Source organism: Streptomyces sp. Isolate_45, from assembly GCF_024721315.2.
Classification (GTDB): Bacteria; Actinomycetota; Actinomycetes; order Streptomycetales; family Streptomycetaceae; genus Streptomyces.
In genome coordinates this window covers 1-18,235 of record NZ_JANFAK020000093.1, presented here as the reverse complement: position 1 = coordinate 18,235, position 18,235 = coordinate 1, and the positions used below count along the sequence as shown (strand labels likewise).

Annotated in this window: 11 protein-coding genes; 7 read left to right on the top strand and 4 right to left on the bottom strand. The window is 73.1% G+C overall.

The window, feature by feature from the left end; genetic code table 11:
- The first annotated feature begins 429 nt into the window (after window positions 1–429).
- Genes NOD94_RS26440 through NOD94_RS26425 form a run of 4 tightly spaced genes read left to right on the top strand, consistent with a single transcriptional unit; the run spans window position 430 to window position 12,231 of the window.
- The gene (locus tag NOD94_RS26440) at window positions 430–5,196 is read left to right on the top strand and encodes a DEAD/DEAH box helicase family protein (RefSeq protein WP_281208613.1); all 4,767 of its coding nucleotides are present in this window, start codon (window positions 430–432) and stop codon (window positions 5,194–5,196) included.
- Window positions 5,193–7,103, top strand: coding sequence for a UvrD-helicase domain-containing protein (locus tag NOD94_RS26435; protein ID WP_281208612.1), 1,911 nt, complete (start codon window positions 5,193–5,195; stop codon window positions 7,101–7,103). Before NOD94_RS26440 ends, NOD94_RS26435 begins: the two co-directional genes overlap by 4 nt.
- Window positions 7,104–7,105: 2 nt before the next feature.
- Window positions 7,106–10,369 carry a helicase-related protein gene (locus tag NOD94_RS26430; protein ID WP_281208611.1) on the top strand — a complete coding sequence of 1,088 codons (3,264 nt, stop codon included), beginning with the start codon at window positions 7,106–7,108 and terminating at the stop codon, window positions 10,367–10,369.
- On the top strand, window positions 10,366–12,231 hold the full coding sequence (locus NOD94_RS26425; protein ID WP_281208610.1) for a DUF1998 domain-containing protein: 1,866 nt from the start codon (window positions 10,366–10,368) through the stop codon (window positions 12,229–12,231). The genes NOD94_RS26430 and NOD94_RS26425 overlap by 4 nt, the downstream gene beginning before the upstream one ends.
- Before the next feature lie 80 nt (window positions 12,232–12,311).
- Here NOD94_RS26425 and NOD94_RS26420 read toward each other — a convergent pair whose 3' ends face one another.
- From NOD94_RS26420 to NOD94_RS26400, 4 genes are all read right to left on the bottom strand, one after another.
- Window positions 12,312–12,959, bottom strand: coding sequence for a DUF305 domain-containing protein (locus NOD94_RS26420; protein WP_281208609.1), 648 nt, complete (start codon window positions 12,957–12,959; stop codon window positions 12,312–12,314).
- A gap of 169 nt (window positions 12,960–13,128) precedes the next feature.
- Complete coding sequence (locus NOD94_RS26415) at window positions 13,129–13,572, bottom strand: DUF6153 family protein (protein WP_281208608.1); 444 nt, start codon at window positions 13,570–13,572, stop codon at window positions 13,129–13,131.
- Window positions 13,573–13,633: 61 nt separating this feature from the next.
- On the bottom strand, window positions 13,634–14,716 hold the full coding sequence (locus NOD94_RS41475) for an NUDIX hydrolase (RefSeq protein ID WP_348652354.1): 1,083 nt from the start codon (window positions 14,714–14,716) through the stop codon (window positions 13,634–13,636).
- A 209-nt stretch (window positions 14,717–14,925) separates the two neighbouring features.
- Complete coding sequence (locus NOD94_RS26400; RefSeq protein ID WP_281208607.1) at window positions 14,926–15,552, bottom strand: LysE/ArgO family amino acid transporter; 627 nt, start codon at window positions 15,550–15,552, stop codon at window positions 14,926–14,928.
- Between the two features lie 69 nt (window positions 15,553–15,621).
- Here NOD94_RS26400 and NOD94_RS26395 point away from each other — a divergent pair, with 69 nt between their 5' ends.
- The 3 genes from NOD94_RS26395 to corA all read left to right on the top strand — a co-directional run bounded on the left by NOD94_RS26395 (window position 15,622) and on the right by corA (window position 18,166).
- Window positions 15,622–16,557, top strand: a complete 936-nt coding sequence (locus NOD94_RS26395) for a LysR family transcriptional regulator ArgP (RefSeq protein ID WP_281208629.1) — start codon at window positions 15,622–15,624, stop codon at window positions 16,555–16,557.
- A 9-nt stretch (window positions 16,558–16,566) separates the two neighbouring features.
- Window positions 16,567–16,959: a TOBE domain-containing protein gene (locus NOD94_RS26390; protein WP_281208606.1), complete on the top strand. Its 393-nt coding sequence runs from the start codon at window positions 16,567–16,569 to the stop codon at window positions 16,957–16,959.
- A 124-nt stretch (window positions 16,960–17,083) separates the two neighbouring features.
- Window positions 17,084–18,166, top strand: coding sequence for a magnesium/cobalt transporter CorA (gene corA / locus NOD94_RS26385; protein WP_281208605.1), 1,083 nt, complete (start codon window positions 17,084–17,086; stop codon window positions 18,164–18,166).
- Window positions 18,167–18,235 lie beyond the last annotated feature (69 nt).

Here is an 18,235-nt window from a genome sequence, read left to right as displayed (position 1 = left end):
GGGTGGAAGTCACCGTACCGCACGGCTGTTGACGGAGGGCCGGCTTGTCAATTTCTCTTTGACAGGTGGGGCGATCGGTCGGGTCGAGGTCTGTCGGCGTGTGTGAAAAGGGAATTGGGGCTGTCCGGTTCCGGGGGGAACGCCCTGAATGTCGGGGGCTTCGGGGGTGGCGCCGCCGAGGCGAAGCCTCTTGCCCAACGGCGTTGACACATGGTTGAGTTGATCTCGGCCACCCCGTGAACATCGGGCCCAACCACCTTCCTCTTGGGCACAGTTGTGCCCTCTTCGCCCCCGCTCGTGGCACGGACCGGAACGGAACCGGATCAGCCGCCAGCGCGTCGCCATCGTTGTTTCCCGCGCACTTTGCCTGCTGACAGCACCGACCGTTCTTCTCCCCGTCCACCCCTTCGTCCTGAAGTGGAACCATTCGTGGCCGATTCGCAGTCCCCCGTGATCCGCACCGTCACCGAACAGTCCCTTCGCGTTCTGGAGACCTACCGCGTCGACCCGGGCCTGATCCCCGAGCACGCCAACGGCGAGCGCCGCATCACCCAGGGCGGTTACGGCGACCGCCAGCTGTTCGAGTTGGTCCAGAACGCCGCCGACGAGATCCGTGACGAGCCCGGCGGCCGGATCCACGTGGTCCTCACCGACAGGCACCTCTACTGCGCCAACCAGGGAAACCCGGTGACCGCCGAGGGCGCGGAGACCATCCTGCGCATGAGCATGTCCCGCAAGCGCGGCGGTCAGATCGGCCGGTTCGGCGTGGGCGTCAAGTCGGTCCTGGTGGTCACGGACACCCCCGAGTTCTTCAGCCGCACCGGCAGCTTCGGCTTCGACCGGGCCTGGTCGTACGCGCAGATCCACAACGTGCCAGGAGTCCGAGAGCGGTTGGGCGAGGGGTTCGAGGCGCCCGTGCTGCGCATGGCCCGCGAGCTCGACATGGACGCCGAACGCCTCCACGACCAGGTGTTGGACGAACTCCTGGGATGGGCGACGACGGTGGTCCGGATGCCGCTTCTGGACGGTGCGGCCGACCGCCTCGGCAAGGACATACACGGCCACCAGGCCAAGGCGAGCCACGAGGTCCGGGAGGAGTTCCCGGCAGGGTTCCACCTGTTCTCCCCGCACGTCGGCCAGGTCACCCTGGAGGACCGTCGACCCCGCCCGATCGCCCGCCGGACCCTCAGGGGCGAACAGGACGGGAGCCGACGCGCGATCCACGAGGAGCGCACCGGCAAGCCGCCCGTCGACTCCAAGTGGCGGGTCTTCACCCGGACCCACGAACCGACCGCCGCCGCCCGCCGCGACGCCGGCGAACTGCACGACCGCCTCTCCATCGACGTGGCCTGGGCGGTGCCCGAGTACCGCCGGGACGAGCGCACCGGACTGCTCAGCGCCGCCGACGCCCGTGGCCGCGGGCGGTTCTGGTCCTTCTTCCCGACCAAGTACGAGATGACCCTCAGCGGCATCCTCAACGGCGCGTGGAAGACCAACGAGGACCGGCAGAACCTGCTGGACTCCTCGCCCTTCAACACCGAGATGATCCAGGTCGCGGCCCGGCTCGTGATCGCGTCCCTGCCGGAGCTGGCCCCCGCCGAGGACCCCGGCGCGTACCTCCCGCTGCTGCCGGGACGCGCCAAGGGCGCCGAGGTGATCAGCTGGGCCGACCGGTTGCTCACCGAGCAGATCTGGGCCGCCGCCGCCGTCAACCCGTCCCTGCCGGACCAGGACGGAGTGCTGCGCACGCCCGGCGAGTTGAGCATCCACCCCGACCTGGGACCGGACAACACCTCGCAGAACCGTTGGCTGCGCAATTGGCACTCCTACGCCGGCCGTCCCCGTAACTGGGTGCACCCCTCGGTCGAAGCGACCGACCTGCGATCGGGCAAGATCCAGCACGTTCTCGCCGCGACCGGACAGCCGCGCGCCACGGTGCGCGAATGGCTGGAGGCCCTCGTGTCCGACGGTACGGCGGCGGCGTCGGAGACCGCGATCCGGATCGTCGCCGACATGGTCGAATCGAAGGCCGCCTGCGCCCCGTTGGCGTGCACGGCCCGGATCGTGCTCACCGAGGAGGAGGGCCTCGTCGCCCCCGTACGCGGCAAGGTGTTCCGCCGCACCGAGGAGGACGGCCTGCCGGAGTCGCTGGTCTACGTGGACCGCGCGCTGTCCGAGGACCCGTCGCTGTCCTCCGCGCTGACCGTCCTCGGCATCCAGGAGGCCGACGTCCGGGGCCGCTTCCTGAGCGTCCTGGACCAGGGACTGGGCTCCTACGGCCCGCGGGAATGGCAGCGCTTCTGGGACCTCTTCCACCAGGCGGGCACCCTCGCCGTGGGACACGAGGTGATCAGCCGGGTGCCCGACGCGACGCGCACCCTCATGGTGCGCACCGCCGACGGCCGGTTCCACACGATGCGCGACTGCATGCTGCCCGGCGCCGTCGTCACCGCGCAGAGCGACCCCGCGATCGCGGTGGACATGGCCTTCCACTCCGACGACACCGGCTTCTTCCGCGAGGTGGGCCTGCGGGAACGCCCGAGCGCCGGCCACCGCCCGGAGGGAGAGGACTGGTTCGAGGAGTACCGGGAGGCCATGCACGCGGCGTACTGCCGCAAGCTCGACAACCGGGCGAGCCGTCCGACCCTGGCCCGCACCAAGATCGAGGGGACGGCCGTCGGCGGCCCCCTGCACCTCCTCACCCGGCTCTCCGACGAGGCCCGCGCGGCGTTCCTGCGCGTGCTGCCGGACGACGGGGTGATCGAGAACTGGACGCTGCAGATCGGCGCGCAGGTCGCCACCCGGCAGCAGGCCCCGTCCCCGATCCGCTGGATGCTGTCCCGGCACGGCAGGGTCGAGACCTCGCAGGGCGTCAAGCCGCTGAAGGAGGCCGTGGGGCCGCAGCTTGCCGCCTACCGCGACGTGCTCCCGGTCACCTCGCTCAGCGTCGAGAAGGCCCGGAAGCTGCGCCTCGCGGACAGCGTGGAGAAGGTCCGTTCCGAGCAGTGGGAGCAGCTCCTGGGCAAGCTCCAGGCCAGCGAGGACGACGCGTTCGTCGGGTCCACCTACGCCCTGCTGACCCGCCTGGAGATCGATTTCCCCGAGGGATCGCTGACCCGCTGCCGCGTCGGTGACGCCTGGGACACCCGGGAGGACGGCGAGATCGCCGTCGCCGCGAACCCGGAGGAGTACCGCTCGCTGCGGGCCGAGCGGGTCCCGGCGCTGCTGATGCCGGACGGGGGCTCCGCCGACCTCATGGTCGAGCAGTGGGGCATGCTCCGCCACGACGACGTCGTCAGCCGCGAGACCCGCCACGAGTCGAGCGTGGCCGCGGTCCCGCTGTCCGAGGAGTTCCCGACGCTGCGCCAGCGGATGGGAGCCTCCGTCGGTACGTACTCCCTGCTGCGGTGCTCCACCCTGGAAGAGGTCGTCCGCACCCCGAACGGCGCCCGCCCGAGGTCCCTGGAGAGCGCCCGCCAAGGCAACGTGATCAAGGTTCTGGACTCGCTGGACCGGCTCGGTGCGCTCCGGGCCGTCGACCGTGAGATCGGCCTGCGGCTGGGCGAGGCCGGGTGTCGTGCGGTGCTGGAGGCGCAGGTCCGCCAGGAGCAGGACGAGAAGGTGCGGTCCGCGTTCAAGGCGATCCGCGAGGCCTCGGACGTGACGGCCAAACTGGAGCTGCTGATCGGTGCGGAGGCCCTGCGGGACCGGCTGCCCGCCGGGCTGATGGAGGCCGAGACCCAGGAACTGGGCGGGCGGGAACCCACGGGGCGCCGGACGGCGCAGTTGGCGTTCAACGCGCACGGCGACACCGTGCTCAAGACCCACGCCCGCGACATCCTGGAGCGCTTCCCGACCGCCCCGTCGTCCTACACCGGCGGCTCGGCGGCCGTCTCCTTCGTCGCCGACCTCGGCCTGCCGGCGCCCTTCGCCGGCCACCGGGCACCGACCCTCGACCAGAGCCTCATGGTGGAGGGCCCCCGCGACTTCCCGCGCCTGCACGACTACCAGGAACGGCTCGCCCTCAACATCTTCGAGATGCTGGACCGGCTGGCACCGCAGCGCGCCATGCTGTCGCTGCCCACCGGCGCCGGCAAGACGCGCGTCACCGCCGAGGCCGTCATCCGCTGGGTGAAGCAGGCCGGCGAACTCAAGGGCCCCATCCTGTGGATCGCGCAGACCGAGGAACTGTGCGAGCAGGCCGTGCAGAGCTGGCAGTTCGTCTGGAGCAAGGCCGGCGCGCGCACCCGACTGACGATCAACCGGCTGTGGACCTCCAACGAGGCGGCCCCGGTCACCGACGGGCCCCAGCTCGTCGTGGCCACCGACGCCAAACTCCAGTCGTGCCTGGACAACGACCGGTACGGCTGGCTGAGGGACGCGGCGCTGGTCGTCGTCGACGAGGCCCACGTGGCGACCGGCCCGCGCTACACCGAGATCCTGACGCTGCTCGGCCTGACCCAGCACAGGACCGAGCGACACCTGCTCGGCCTCACCGCCACCCCGTTCCGCGGCCACAACGAGGAGGAGACCGGCCGCCTGGTCAACCGGTTCGGCGCGCGCCGGCTGGACGAGGGCGTCTTCCCCTCCGGGGACCCCTACCGGCACCTCCAGGAGCTGGGCGTGCTGGCCCAGGTCGAGCACCGGGAACTGACCGGCGGCACCATCGAGTTGAGCCGGGAGGAGCGGCAGAGCACCGAACAGTTCAGCCTGCTGTCCAAGGCCGCCGAACAGCGCCTGGCCGACGACCACGACCGCAGCCGCCGCATCGTCTCCGAGATCGCGGCCATGCCCGCGGACTGGCCGGTGCTGGTGTTCGCCACCTCGGTGGAACACGCCAAGTACCTCGCGGCCCGGCTCAAGGACCAGGGGATCTCCGCGTCCTCCGTGGACTCCACCACCTCCGACAACGACCGCCGGGCCCGCGTCCGCGAGTTCCGCGACGGCAGCGTGCGGGTGCTCACCAACTACGGCGTCCTCACCCAGGGATTCGACGCCCCCGCCACCCGCGCGGTGGTCGTCGCCCGACCCGTCTACAGCCCGAACGTCTACCAGCAGATGATCGGACGGGGCCTGCGCGGTCCCCGCAACGGCGGCAAGGACACCTGCCTGATCCTCAACGTCCGCGACAACATCCGGAACTTCGACACCACCCTCGCCTTCACCAAGTTCGAGCACCTGTGGAGCAAGAAGTGACCTTCTCTCCCGAGGAAGGTCCGCTCCTCACCCCCGAGCAGCGGGCCGTCGTGGAGCAGCCCTGGGACACCCGCCTCCTCGTCACCGCGGGGGCGGGCGCCGGCAAGACCCACACGCTGGTGCGCCGCATGGACGCACTCGTGGGGCACACCGACCCGGACGAGGCCCTCGAAGCCTCCGACCTGCTGGTCCTCAGCTTCTCCCGGGCGGCCGTCCGCGAGCTGCGGGACCGGATCGCCCGCCACGGCGAGCACGCCCGGCGGGTGCGGGTGCAGACCTTCGACTCCTGGGCGTACTCCCTGCTGGTGCAGGCACACCCGGACGGCGAGTGGTCGGCGCTCTCCTTCGACGAGCGGATCAGGGCGGCCACCGACGCGATCGAGAAGGGCGCCCTGGACGCCCTGGAGTCCGGCCCGCCCGCCCACGTGATCGTCGACGAGGTGCAGGACCTGGTCGGAGCGCGCCGGGAGATGGTGGAGTCGCTCCTGGACCGCCTCCAGGAATCCTGCGGGTTCACCCTTGTCGGCGATGGCGCCCAGGCGATCTACGACTTCCAGATCGAGGACCCCGAGGAGTACGCCGACCGCGCCGACCTCTTCCTCCGCTGGGTGCGCGCCTCGTACGCCGAGGACCTGGTGGAGCTGCGGCTGACGCGAAACTTCCGGGCCGTCACCCCCGAAGCCCGCACCGCGCTCCCGCTCGGCCACGCGCTGCAGGGCATCGGCAGTGCCCCCGAGGGCGCCGACGCGGCTGCCGAACGGCTCCACGGCGAGCTGCGCGCGCTGCTACTCGACCTCCCCGACCTGGGCCCGCTCGACGATTCGTTCACCCTGGACACGCTGAGGTCCTACCCCGGCACCTGCGCGATCCTGACCCGCGACAACCGGCAGGCGCTGGTCGTCTCGGAGTCCCTGCACACCCGAGGCGTACCGCACGCCCTGCGCCGCTCGCTCCAGGACCGGCCGGTGCCGTACTGGGCCGCCGAACTGCTGCGCCGCACTGCGGCCGCCACCCTCACCGAGACGCGGCTGCGCGAGTTGCTGGGCGGGATGCCGCTGCCCGAGGGCACCGACCCGGACCGGGTCTGGCGGGCCCTGCGCGTCGCGGCGCGCGGCACCGGCCGGGGCACGCTCGACGTGGCGCGGCTGCGCGGGCTGGTGGTGGAGCGCCGCTTCCCCGACGAGCTCGCCGACCCGGAACCGGCCCGGCTCGTCGTGTCCACGGTGCACCGGTCCAAGGGCCTGGAGTTCGACCGGGTGGTGCTGCTCACCCCGCCGACCGTGGCCGACCTGCGCCGCCGCACCATCGACCTCGACGTCCCCGCCGAGACGCGCGCCCTCTACGTGGCGATGACCAGGGCCCGGGAGGACCTGTACCGGGTCGCCCCGCCGGAGACGGTGACGGTCCTCAAGCACAAGCCGACCGGCCGCTGGTACCGGGGAGTCCCGAACCAGCACCACAAGTGGCGGCGCGACGGCGTCGAGGTACGGGCGGCGGACGTGTCCGCCGTGGAACCCGCCGACGCCCCGAACGACGCCGCCGACGCCCAGAGGTACCTGCTGGAGCGGGTACGGCCGGGGGACGCGGTCACGTTCCGACTGCGCGACGACCTCCCCATGGGCCCCTGGCAGAGCCCCCGGTACGCGCTGCTGCACGACGGACGGGAGATCGGGGACGCCTCCGAGGCCTTCAGGAGCGACCTGTACTCGACGCTGAAGGTCGGCACGACCTGGGAGATCCGCTGGCCCGCGGAGATCTGCGGCCTGCGGATCGACTGCCTGGAGTCGGTCGCGGGCAGCACCGCCGCCGGGGCCAACGCGGGCCTGGGCACCCACGGGGTGTGGATCGCCCCGCGCATCAGTGGAATCGGACGGTTCCGGCGTCCCGCCGGAGCCCAGGAGGAGTAGCGATGACCATCCACGCAGGGCGGCACGCCGCGCACTACGAGGTCCGCGAGGACCTCGTGGCCCGGCTCCGCAGGGAGCTGCTGGGCCCCGAAGCCCACGACCGCGCCGAGGACCGCGCCGAGGTGCTGGAGCACGACGCCCCGATCACCCGCTACCCCATGGGCGTGCTCTTCCCCCGGCCGGCGGACGCCGCGGCCGGCCTGCGCCTCCAGGAGGACGCCGCCGAGGAGGAGGGCCTGGACGAGGAGCCCGTCACCGGGGCGGACCACCTCGACGAGTCCGCGCCGGCCGTCGAGCGGCCCAACGCGGGTGACCGGCGTCCGTCCACGGTGGGATTGACCTTCGCGGTCGACCTCGCCGTGTGCCGGGAGATCGTCGTCTCGGCCCGCGCCGCCGCGTACGAGCCGCAGGACGCCGAGGGCCGTACCGTATCGGCCCGCCGCAGCGAGGCCCGCACCACCTCCGACCAGCGCGAACGCTGGCGCCGGGTGGAACTGGACCTGCCCGACACCCCCGTCGACGTGACCTACCCGGGCCGCGGGGCGTCGCGCGACCTGATGGACGGGACGGCCCGGCTCGAAGTGCACGTGCGCCGCCCGGCGCGGCACACCGGCACCGTGACCGTCACCGTCACCCTGGTCAACATCCAGAAGGTCGGCGAGCGGGAACTCCAGGACGCCTTCGCCCTGTTCCAGACCGGGCTGACGGTCCGCGCCGCCAACGGGTCGAGCGCGTTCGTGGAACGTCCCGTCACCCTGTCCGCCGTCGACCCGGAGCTGGAGACCAGCCGGTTGCTGCACCGGCACGCGCCCACCTTCGCCACCGGCCACGGCTGTGCGGCGGTGTGGGACTGGACCCCGCCCCCGGTCGGCGTCACCGACGTGGAGCGCGCGGGGGTGGCCGAGGTCCGCACCGAGTTCGTCCCCGCGCACGAGGTGCTGCTCACCGACTCCAACCCGGACATCGACGACCGGGCCCTCACCATGCTGGGCCTCGCCGAGGCCCCCGACGGCGAGGTGCTCGCCGCTCTGGAAGGGCTGGCGGCGGGGTACGAGAGGTGGATCGCGCGCAAGCGCGCCGAAGCCGCGGCGCTGACCGGAACCTCGTACGAGGAGGCCGCGTCCGCCCAGGTCACGTCCTGCGGGCTGGCCCTGGAACGGCTCCGGGAGGGCATCGCGCTGCTGCGCGACAAACCCGACCTGATGCGGGCGTTCCGGCTGGCGAACCGGGCGATGGCGACCCAGCGGGCCCGGAGCGCGTGGGTCAAGGAGGGTCGGGTCGGCGAACCGGACCTGACCTCGGCGCGCTGGCGCCCGTTCCAGATCGCCTTCGTCCTGCTGTGCCTGGCCGGGGTGGACGACCCGAACCACCCCGACCGGGGCGTGTCGGACCTGCTGTGGTTCCCCACCGGCGGCGGCAAGACCGAGGCGTACCTGGGCCTGATCGCACTCACCACCTTCCTGCGCCGGATGCGCCTCGGCGCGGCCGGCGCGGGCGTCACCGTACTGATGCGGTACACGCTGCGGCTCCTCACCCTCCAACAGTTCGAGCGCGCCGCGATCCTGATCTGCGCCATGGAGCGGATGCGCCGCGAGGACCCCGGGGAACTGGGCCACGAGGAGATCTCCGTCGGCATGTGGGTGGGCCGCTCCGCCACCCCGAACACCCTTGAGGTCACCTCCGCGCAGCTCGGGGCGGCCCGCTCCGGGAAGGTGCTCCAGAAGGAGAACCCGGTCCAACTGCACGCCTGCCCCTGGTGCGGGACCGCCCTCGACGCCCACAACTACGCCGTCGACCGGGAGGCCGTCCGGATGGACGTGCGCTGCCCCGGCACGGGCTGCGCGTTCGCCGACGGGCTGCCCGTGCACCTCGTCGACGAGACCGTCTACCACGCCCGGCCCACCCTCGTGATCGCCACCGTCGACAAGTTCGCCTCGATGCCGTGGCGCGCCCGGACCGCAGCCCTCTTCAACCGTGACCGCGAGGACGGCACCCCGCCCCCGGAACTGATCGTCCAGGACGAACTGCACCTCATCTCGGGCCCGTTGGGCACGCTGACCGGGCTGTACGAGACGGCCGTCGACCTGCTCGCCGACCGGCCCAAGGTGATCGCCTCGACCGCGACCATCCGCCGCGCCGCCGAACAGGGCAAGGCCCTGTTCGCCCGCGACGTACGACAGTTCCCGCCCGCCGGCCTGGACTCCCGCGACTCCTGGTTCGCCGTGGAGACCCCCGCGCGCGACAAGGCGTCCCGCCGCTACGTGGGACTGCTCGCCCCCGGCACCAGCCAGTCCACCCTGCTGATCCGCACCTACGCCACCCTGCTCCACCAGGCGATGCGCACCGACACCACCGAGGAGGTGCGCGACGCGTACTGGACGCTCGTCGGCTACTTCAACAGCCTGCGCCTGCTGTCCGCCGCCGAACTTCAGGTCCACGACGACGTCGTGGACCACCTGGAGCACCTGGCCGATCGTGACGGCTGCGGAGCCCGCGTCGTCGCCAACCACTCCGAGCTGACCAGCCGGGTCGACGCCAGCGACATCCCGACCCGCCTCAAACAGATCGAGCGCCGGCTCCCCGGCGGCGACGTGGTGGACGTGCTCCTGGCCACCAACATGATCGCCGTCGGCGTCGACGTGGACCGCCTCGGGCTGATGGCCGTCATGGGCCAGCCGCAGACCACCGCCGAGTACATCCAGGCCACCAGCCGCGTCGGCCGCGCACACCCCGGCCTGGTGGCCGTGATGCTCAACGCGGGCCGCTCCCGCGACCGTTCCCACTACGAGAACTTCCAGCACTTCCACTCCGCCCTCTACCGCGAGGTCGAGTCCACCTCGGTGACGCCCTTCTCGGCCCGCGCCCGTGACCGCGGCCTGCACGCGGTGGTCGTCGCCCTGGCCCGCATCCTCATCCCCGCCGCCCGGGCCGACGACGCCGCGGGGAACATCGACCTCTTCGTCGACGAACTGAGGAAGAGGATCCGCCCCGAGATCCTCGAACGGGTGAAGAGGGTCTCGCCGGAGAGGACGGCGGCCAAGGAGGTCGCCCACGTGGCCGCCGCCTTCGACGAGTTCGTCGACTGGTGGTACGCGGAGGCGGAGGTCCACGGCGGCCTCTACTACGAACCGAAGCGCGGCCGCAACGTCCCCTCGCTGCTCAAGCCCTACAACGACGCCATGGAGGACGTCGAGGCGTGGGAGACCCTGTGGTCCCTGCGCGACGTCGACGCCGAGTCCGCCCTGTTCATGGAGGCATCCCGATGACCCCGCCCCCCTCCCGCGGTCGGCGACGTGCCGACGGTTCCGCCACCCCGGCCCGCGGCCTGCCCCGTCGGGGCGCCGTCCGTCGGGCCCAGGCCATCACCACCTACGGGGTCGGATCACTGATCGCGGTGGAGCAGGAGTCGTTCATCGTCTCCGGCATCGACTCCGCCGAGGAGTACTGGCCCCGCGACGAAGCCCCCGTGATCCACGAGCCGCGCCTCGCCCGAGTGCTGGGCGTGCGCCGGTTCCGCCTCCCGCCCGCCTCGGGCGACGCCAGCCGCGACGGCGTCCGCGTGCGCCGGTTCCCGCTGTGGCACCACTGCCCCGAGTGCCACGCCCTGGACCACGTACGGAAGTTCAACTCGCCGCCCGGGCGCAACGAGTGCGCCGAGTGCTCCGAGCCCTTGGTGCCGTCCCGGTTCGTCGTGGCCTGCGAGGACGGACACCTCGCCGACTTCCCGTACTGGAAATGGCTGCACCGGGGCCGACGCGGCGACGGCCGGGCCGGCTTCTGCGGGGGCCGGATGACCCTGGCGTCCTCGGGCCGCACCTCATCGCTCCGATCGGTCGTCCTCTCCTGCTCCTGCGGGGTGCCGGAAGTGTCGATGGAGGGCTCCTTCCGGAGCGGCGCCCTCAAGGACCTGAACATCCGCTGCGACGGCAAGCGCCCCTGGTTGCGGGACGCCCCCGACCTCCCCTGCTCCCGGACCCCCCGGACCCTCCAGCGAGGTTCCTCCTCGGTGTGGCAGCCGGTGCTCCGCTCGGCCCTGTCCATCCCGCCGTGGAGCGACACCCGGGCGCACGCCCTGGACAAGCACTGGGACAAGCTCCGGACCTGCTCCTCCCTCACCGAGGTCGAGATCCACCTGAAGTACATCTTCGACGGGACCCCGCCCCCGGTGACCCCCGAGGAGGTCATGACACTGCTCGCGGCGATGGAGGCCGAGGACACCACCGGGGACGACAACCCCGACGTCGACCAGGAGCAGCGCTACCGCGCCCTGCGCGACCTGGAGTACGCGCGGCTGTGCGAGGGCCACGCGGAGGGATCCGACCACCGCACCGAGCAGTTCGTCTGCGAGCCCCCGACCGGTGACGCGAAGCCGCTGACCGGCCTGGGCCTGGCCATCCCGATGCTCGTGAAGAAGCTCCGCGAGGTCCGCGCGCTCAAGGCCTTCACCCGCGTCATCGACCCCGAGACCTCCTCCGAGGGCCACGAGGCGGAGCTCTCCCTCACCCCCACCGACTGGCTGCCCGCCATGGAGGTCCACGGCGAAGGGGTCTTCCTGCGGCTCGACGAGGACAGGATCGACGCCTGGGCCGAACAGCCCGCAGTCGCCGAACGCGTCGAACGGATCCGGCAGCGGCACCAGCGGGTCCTGACCGAACGGGCCTCGGACCCCACACGGGTCCCGGTCTCCCCGGCCACCCCGCGCATGGCCCTGCTGCACACCTTCGCGCACGTCATGATCGACGGATGGAGCCTCGACTCCGGCTACCCGTCCGCCTCGCTCCGCGAGCGGATCTACTCGGGTGACGACATGGCCGGCGTACTGATCTACACGGCCACCAGCGACTCCGCCGGCAGCCTCGGCGGCCTCGTCGCCCAGGGCGAGACCGACCGCCTCGCCCAGGCCGTGCGCTCGGCCGTCCACCAGGCCGAATGGTGCTCCGCCGACCCGCTCTGCGTCGAGACCGAGACCTCGGGCGCCGGCGGCACCAACCTGGCCGCCTGCCACGCCTGCGTGATGCTCCCGGAGACCAGCTGCGAGTACAACAACGGCCTGCTCGACCGGGCGCTCCTCGTCGGCACCCCGGAGGACCCGTCGATCGGCTTCTTCTCCCACCTGCTCACCCGGTGAGCACGGCGCCGGGGCCCTGACCCGGGGCGGGGACGCGGCCGGTTCGGGGACCGGCCGCGTCCGTCCGTCGGCTGGGAGGGTCAGCCGGCGCCGAGGAGCGACTTCATCCGGGCGATCTCGGCGCTCTGGGAGCCGATGATCGAACCGGCCATCTCCTTGGCCGGCCCGTACGCCCCGCCGGCCTGTTCGGTCCGGGCCATGGCCACGGCGCCCTCGTGGTGCTTGACCATCAGCTCCAGGAACGCCTTGTCGAAGGCGGCGCCGGAACTCTTCTTCAAGCCGTCCATCTCCTCGGCCGTCATCATCCCGGCCATGTCGTGCCCGCCGTGCCCGGAGCCCTCGGCGGGCACCTGCTCGCCCCAGGCGACCAGCCAACCCGACAGGGTCCTGATCTCCGGGTCCTGGGCCTTCTCGATCTCTTCGGCGAGCTTCTTCACCTCGGCCGAGCCCGCGCGGGTCGGCGCGAGCCGGGCCATCTCCAGGGCCTGCCGGTGGTGGGGGATCATCCCGAGGGCGAAGGCCGTGTCGGCGGCGTTGTTCTCGCCCCCGGGGGCGGTGGAGCCGGCTCCCGCGGACGCGGACGGTGTCGCGGAGGCCGTGGGCGAGGAGCCGTGGCCGCCGTGGGCCCGGTCGCCGTCGCCACCGCCGCAGGCGGTGAGGGCGAGGGCCGCGGCCGAGGCCGCGACGACGACGGACGTACGACGGAACAGCGAACGCTGAGCGGTCATGGTGGTGCTACTCCTGTGCTGCGGCACGCGCGGAAGGGCGTGCTGGGGGATGGGGGCTCGTCGGCAGGGGCACCGACCACAGGGCGGTCGTCGAGGACGACGGGGCCGTCGAGGACGAGCGGGTCGTCACGGGACGACACGGCCCGGGGCCGGGCATGCGGGGGCAGCCCTATACGCGCAGGAGTTGGAGTTCGCTCAGTGAGGGAGGGGCGCGCCCGCAGGCCGTCGCCCCGGTGAGGACGCCGTACGGGCCGGCCGCGGCGGTGGTGGCCGAGCCCGGCGCGACGGCGGGCTCGGGCAGGACCGGCGGGCCGCTGGTGCCGGGGGCGGCGCAGGTGGCGTCGGCGTGCTCGGCGTGACCGCCGGGGCCGTCCTGCGGATCACCGGCGTGGACGCACGCGCACGGCTCGGCCGACACGTCCACCACCGTCGGGGTGTCGTGCCCGGAACCGGAATCCCCGGAGGCTCCGTGGGCCGGGGCGTGGGCGGCCACCGCCAGCGGGGCCGGGCCCAGGCCGTGCATGGCGACGAGGCCGGTCAGCACCGCCAGGACGAGCAGCAGGGAGGCGCGCAGCCCGAAGGCACCCTCCGCTCGCCCCGCCCACGTACGCATGTCGGCATCGTAGGCGGCGCGCCCGGGCGGCGCGACGCCGGGGCGCGGCGATGGCCGCCCGTCAGTCCGGGTGCGCGCGCCGCCCGTCGTGGAGTTCCAGCGGCCCGGTGCCGTCCGCGAGCGCGTCGAGACAGGCCTTGATCTGGCGGCGCAGCGAGCCCTTGACGAGGCCGCGCAGTTCCTTGCGGCGTGCGGTCCGCCAGCGCACGAGCTCGTCGGGCGGCAGCCGGATCCCGGCGAGTTCGGCGGCGCCGAGGACGCCGCCGTCGTAGAGGAACCGGACCCGGGCGGGGTATCCGGGGCGGTGGGACCAGTTGACGCCGAGGAGACGGCCGGGGGCGCGGTCCAGGCCGGTTTCCTCGCGGACCTCCCGCGCGGCGGCCGCCCGGGGGGTTTCGCCGAGGTCGCTGTCGACGCCGCCGCCGGGGAGCAGCCACCGGTTCGGGGCCCCGTAGCCGGGTTGGACGAGGAGGACGCGGCCGTGCCCGTCGGTGAACAGGACGTTCGCCGCGGTGAGGGCCTTGGGACGGGACGCGCGGTGCCCGGCCGCGTCGAACCGGCCCGCGTGTTCCAGGGCGGCGCGGTCGGCCGGGTCGAGGCCGGCGGGGGAGCCCGGCTGGGGAACCCCGTCCGCCAGGTGCGCGAGGGAACCGGAGTACAGGGCGGCCAGCGCGGCGCGCAGCCGGGGTGCGATCCGGGCGGGGAGCCGGGCGGCGGCCTCCTCGGGGGTGAGCCAGTCGGCCCGGGTGACCTCGCCGTCCGGGAAGGCGAGGGCGCCGGCCTCGGTGTCGGTGAGCGGGCCGACGAGGTGCACGTGCGCGACGAGGGAACGGCCCAGGGCGCCCGGCGGACAGGAGTCGACGGCCAACAGCCGGCCGACCGGGACGGTCAGGCCCAACTCCTCCTTCAGTTCCCGGGCCAGCCCCTGTTCCGGCGTCTCGGTGTCCTCGACGGCGCCGCCGGGCAGTTCGAGGTCGTCCTTGTACGAGGTCGTCAGTACGAGGACCTTCCCGCGGGCGTCCAGGACGACGCCGGTGGCGGCCAGCAGGGGCGAGGGCAGGTCGGCGTAGTAGGCGCGCACGGACTCGGCCGAACGCCGGGGCGCCGGGGTCGGGGCCGAGGTCGGGGGTGGGCGGTCGGGCACGGCTGTTGCTCCAGGGGTCGCGCGGAGCGCGGTGGGTCCGCGCATCGGTACAGCACCAGTACCTACCGCATCCGTACGGCGGCGCCGTCGGCGGCAGGCCACGTGTCCCGGATCGGCCCTCCGGGGGACCGGAGCCGTGCAGGCCACCGCGGCCACCGGGGCCGCTTCGGGCGGCGGGCGGCGCGGGTGGCGCGGGCGGCGCGCCGGCCTCAGGCCCGGACGAGCAGCATCCCGCCCATCGTGACCATGGTCGCGGCGACCAGTCCGTCCAGCACCCGCCAGGCGCTGGGCCGGGAGAGCGGACGGCTGAGGAGCCGGGAGCCGTAGCCGAGTGCCCCGAACCAGGTCAGGCTGGCCAGTACCGCCCCGGTGCCGAAGGCCCAGCGCAGGTCGCCCCGTTCGGCGGCCAGGGACCCGACCAGGAGGACGGTGTCCAGGTAGACGTGCGGGTTGAGCCAGGTCATGGCCAGGCAGGTCAGCACCGCCGCGCGGGCCGACCCGGCGGAGGCGCCGCCGCCCGTGCCGAGGGCCGCACCCGGGTCGGGGCGCAGCACCCGGCGCGCGGCGAGCAGTCCGTAGCAGATCAGGAAGGCGCCGCCGGCGATCCCGACCGCCGTGAGGGCGGCCGGCCAGGCGGTCACGAAGGCGCCGACCCCGGCCACGCCCAGGGCGATCAGGAGGGCGTCGGACACGGCGCAGATGGCGACGACGGGAAACACGGCGTGCCGGCGCGCGCCTTGGCGCAGGACGAAGGCGTTCTGCGCGCCGATGGCCACGATGAGGGAGAGGCCGGTGCCGAAGCCGGCCAGGGCTGCTGTGGTGATGCCGTGGTTCATGTGATCGACGTTAGGCAACGGCGTGGCGTGAGTACAGCTAAAGATTTTTACGTACCCTTAGCGTTCGTGATGGACGAACTTCCCCTCGAACAGGTACGTACGCTCCTCGCGGTGGTCGACGAGGGCACTTTCGACGCGGCGGCGACGGCCCTGCACGTCACCCCGTCCGCCGTCAGCCAACGCGTGAAGGCCCTGGAACAGCGCACCGGCCGGGTCCTGCTCATGCGGACGAAGCCCGTGCGACCCACCGAGTCCGGGGAAGTGGTCATCCGGTTCGCCCGGCAGCTGGCCCGGCTGGAACGCGACGCCCGCGCCGAACTCGGGATGGGGATGGCCGACGGGTTGGGCCCGGTCCGCCTGCCGATCGCGGTCAACGCGGACTCGCTGGCCACCTGGTTCCTGCCCGCGCTGACCCGGGTGCCGCGGGATCCGCCGGTCTGCTTCGAGCTGTACCGGGAGGACGAGGCGCACACGACGGCGCTGCTGCGGGAGGGGCAGGTGATGGCCGCCGTCACCTCCTCGCCCGACCCGGTCGCGGGCTGCACCGTGCGGGCGCTGGGCCTGGCCCGCTACCTGCCCGTGGCGAGCCCCGCCTTCGTCGCCCGGCACCTGACGGGGGCGAGGGACCTCGGCGAGGCGCCGGTGATCGTCTTCGACCGGCGCGACGAGCTCCAGGACGGTTACGTGCGCGCCCTGACGGGCGGCGCCGCCGGGGCCTCGGCCGCGCGACACCGGATCCCGACCTCGGAGGGGTTCCGCGACGCGGTGGTCGCCGGGCTCGGCTGGGGCCTGGTCCCCGAGCCGCAGGCCCTGCCCCTGTTGGAGACGGGCGCGCTGGTGCCGCTGGAACCCGCGCCGCCCTTGGACGTACCGCTGTACTGGCAACAGTGGAAGCTGGACTCCCCGGCGCTGGCCGCGGTCGCGGCGATCGTCGCGACCGCGGCAATGGAATCCCTGCTCCCGCCGGACGTCCCGGCCGGCGGCGGCCACAGCACCAGGCCCTAGGCTTCCGCCATGGAGTCCTACACGATCGGCCAGGCCGCCCGACTGCTGGGCGTCAGCGTCGACACCGCCCGCCGGTGGGCCGACGCCGACCGGTTCCCCACCCGGCGCGAGGGAACCCGGCGCATGGTGGACGGGCCGGACCTGGCCGCGTTCTGCGTGGAGGCCGCGCAGGACGGCGCGGAGGGCGAGGAGGCGGCGTCCACCTCGGTGCGCAACTCCTTCCCGGGCATCGTCACCGGCGTACTCCTCGGCACCGTCGACGCCCAGGTCGAGATCCAGGCCGGACCGCACCGGATCGTGTCCCTCCTCACCCGGGAGGCGGTCGAGGAACTGGGCCTGGAGGTGGGTGTCCGGGCCACCGCCCGGGTCAAGTCGACCAGCGTCTTCGTGGACCGCGGCTGACGGCCGTCGCACCGGTCGGCGCGGAGCTCCCGATGCGGGGCTCCCGATGCGGGGCGGTGCCGCGGCCGGCCGCGACGGTGGCAGACTGGCCGCTGATCCGCCGAAGGGGAGTACGCCGTTGTCCATGTTCAGCAGCCTGCGCCGGGCCGTGCGCCGCGGCTACCGACGGGCCGTCGACCTCAGCCACCCCGCCCGCTCCCCGCTCGGCAGTGCCGTCGTCAACTGCGTGGTCTACCTCGACGGCGTCCGTCAGGACGGCTGCGCGGAGGCCGACGAAGCCCTGCGCCGGGTCCGCAAGGCGGGCGACGGATTCGTGTGGATCGGCCTCCACGAACCCTCGCAGGAGGAGCTCGCCGGGCTGGCCGGGCTCTTCGGCCTGCACCCGCTCGCCGTCGAGGACGCCGTCAACGCACACCAGCGGCCCAAGGTGGAGCGCTACGACGACACCCTCTTCGCCGTCTTCAAGACCGTCCGCTACGTCGAGCACGAAGAGCTGACCGCGACCAGCGAGGTCGTCGAGACCGGCGAGATGATGGCCTTCGTCGGAACGGACTTCGTCATCACGATCCGGCACGGCGGCCGCGGCACCCTGGGCCCCGTCCGCGAAGCGCTCGAAGCGGAGCCGGAGCAGTTGGCGAAGGGCCCGGCGGCGGTCCTCCACGCCATGGCGGACCACGTCGTCGACGACTACGTGGCCGTCACGGACGCGGTGCAGAGCGACATGGACGCCGTGGAAACGGCGGTGTTCAGCGAGCACGGCGGCCGGGGCGACGCGGGCCGGATCTACCAGCTCAAGCGGGAACTCCTCGAACTGCGGCGGGCGGTGGCCCCGCTGGGCCGGCCGCTCGAACAGTTGGCCACGCAGCCGATACCGGTCATCCCGCCGGAGATCCGGGCGTACTTCCGTGACGTGGCCGACCACCTGACGCGCGCCACCGAGCAGATCGGCGCCTACGACGGCCTCCTGGACTCCATCCTCCAGGCGCACCTCGCGCAGGTGACGGTCGCCCAGAACGAGGACATGCGCAAGATCACCGCCTGGGCGGCGATCGTCGCCGTCCCCACCATGGTCTGCGGGGTCTACGGCATGAACTTCGACCACATGCCCGAGCTGCGCTGGACCTACGGCTACCCGCTGGTCCTCGGCGTCATGGCGGTCGCCTGCTTCGTCATCCACCGCGGTTTCCGACGCAACGGCTGGCTCTGACGGAGCCGCCCGCCCCGTGGGACGGCCGTGGAGCGGGAGCCGTCCGCCGGGCGGCGGCGCCACCCGGGC